The organism is Bacillus sp. JJ1764, from assembly GCF_036962145.1.
Classification (GTDB): domain Bacteria; phylum Bacillota; class Bacilli; order Bacillales; family Cytobacillaceae; genus Neobacillus.
In genome coordinates, this window is sequence record NZ_JBALNY010000243.1 from 1 (window position 1) to 1,917 (window position 1,917).

Consider the following 1,917-nt stretch of genomic DNA (forward strand, 5'->3'; position numbering starts at 1 on the left):
TTTCTTTTTTCATCATCATTTTTTTAGATAAAATCGTTAAAATTAAAATAAGAACAGACAGCATCACAATCGTACCGCCGGGAGCCAAATCCAAATAGTAGGCTGTTGTTAACCCTCCCAGAACAGAAACTTCACCGAAAATCACTGAAAATAGAATTGTTTGCTTAAACCCTTTGGCAATCCTGATACTCGCCGCCACTGGCAGAGTCATTAGGGAAGAAACCAATAAGATTCCGACAATGCGCATGGAAGCGGCAATGACAAGTGCAACCATGATGATAAAAATAAAATGAACACTCTTGGCAGGAATGCCTGACGCTTTTGCGTATTCTTCATCAAACGATAAAATAAATAATTCCTTATATAATAAAACAATTAAGGTAACGACCAAAATGCCGATGATGAACACTACTAATAGGTCAGTACGACTAACGGCAGACACACTTCCAAATAAATAGCTGAATAAATCAACATTAAATCCTTTAGCCAAGGAAATAAAAATGACGCCTAACCCAATTCCGCTCGAGAGAATAATTGGAATAGCCAATTCCTGATAATGTTTATAAACACTTCTTAATTTTTCAATAAACAAGGAGCCCCCTACTGAAAACACCATCCCCATATAAAGTGGATTCAGCCAGGGAAGGCCGAAATTTCGCTGCAGCAGTAAACTGGCGGCAATCCCCGCGAGCGTAACATGGCTCAATGCATCAGCGATTAAAGAAAGTCTTCTTACTACAATAAACACACCTAATAATGGGGCAAGGAAACCAATCAGGATTCCGGTTAGGAATGCATTTTGCAGAAACTCATAATGTAGTATTCCCTGAATCATTTTAGTACGCCCCCATGCTCATGTTCATGGTGATGGGTAAGGAATTGCACATCATACCCATACGCCTTTGACATGTCCTCCATCCTCATTTGCTCAAATTCATGTGTGTCCCCATGAAAATACAAATGTTTATTCAAGCAGGCAACATGCGTTACCTTTTCTGTTACAGCTCCAATATCGTGTGTAACCAATAATAAGGTAATCCCTCTAAGTTTATTTAAATCGTTGAGCATCTCATAAAAAGCATTTACATTTTCAGCATCCACCCCTACTGTCGGCTCATCAAGAATGAGCAGTTTTGGATCACTGACTAAAGCTCTGGCGATAAATACCCTTTGTTGCTGTCCCCCTGACAGCTCTCCGATGTTTCGATTGCGAAAACCCTTCATTCCCACTGCTTCTAGAGCCGACAGGACTATTGGTGTATATTCCTTTTTGAAAGAGTGGAACATACCCAGTTTTTTCGTTAATCCACTGGCAACCACTTCAAAGACAGAAGCAGGAAACCCAGTATTAAAAGAATTAGCCTTTTGGGAAACATAACCAATATGCTCCCAATCCTTGAATTTACTGATTTCCTTACCAAAGAGATTAATTTCCCCTTTTTGTGCTTTTAGCAAGCCTAAAATCAGTTTAAGTAGAGTGGACTTTCCGGATCCATTTGGCCCCACAATTGCCAGAAAAGATCCCTCCGGTACATTTAAGTTGATATTTTCAAGTACAGTTTCTTTCTCATACCGATAAGATAACTGTTTTATTTCGATAGCAGATGACATACGGCATTCTCACCTTTAATTTTAAGAATCATTCCGATTTAACTTTTAGTAGTATACAATACCCCTATTTGAATGTAAAGCACTAGGATTCAATTATATCTTTGTCCTTTGTAACACTCCCTTATGAAATTCATACATTAGCAATGGGGAGGGATTCTGGTGAAGATTTTCGAAAATATTATTAATCACAAAATTAATACCATCACTGCTGAGGAATTGATAAAATACGCCAACCAATTTAACATTACTGTAAATCGCCAGCAAGCCAAAAAAATTGCAGAATACTTAAGAGGTAAAAATATTAAT

At 38.0% G+C, this 1,917-nt stretch carries 3 protein-coding genes; 1 reads left to right on the top strand and 2 read right to left on the bottom strand.

The window, feature by feature from the left end; all coding sequences use genetic code 11:
- Both V7083_RS23260 and V7083_RS23265 read right to left on the bottom strand, forming a co-directional pair.
- Window positions 1-835 (bottom strand): metal ABC transporter permease (locus V7083_RS23260; protein WP_335482535.1); only part of this gene is annotated, 835 nt, incomplete at its 3' end.
- Window positions 832-1,611, bottom strand: coding sequence for a metal ABC transporter ATP-binding protein (locus V7083_RS23265; protein ID WP_335482537.1), 780 nt, complete (start codon window positions 1,609-1,611; stop codon window positions 832-834). The genes V7083_RS23260 and V7083_RS23265, both read right to left, overlap by 4 nt.
- A gap of 159 nt (window positions 1,612-1,770) precedes the next feature.
- On the opposite strand from V7083_RS23265, the gene V7083_RS23270 reads away from it, so the two are divergent.
- The coding region (locus V7083_RS23270; protein ID WP_335482539.1) for a DUF2624 family protein at window positions 1,771-1,917 on the top strand (147 nt) is incomplete at its 3' end.

Coding starts and splice junctions, on each gene's coding strand:
- V7083_RS23265 (WP_335482537.1), bottom strand. CDS start 1,611: ATGTCATCTGCTATCGAAATAAAACAGTTATCTTATCGGTATGAGAAA.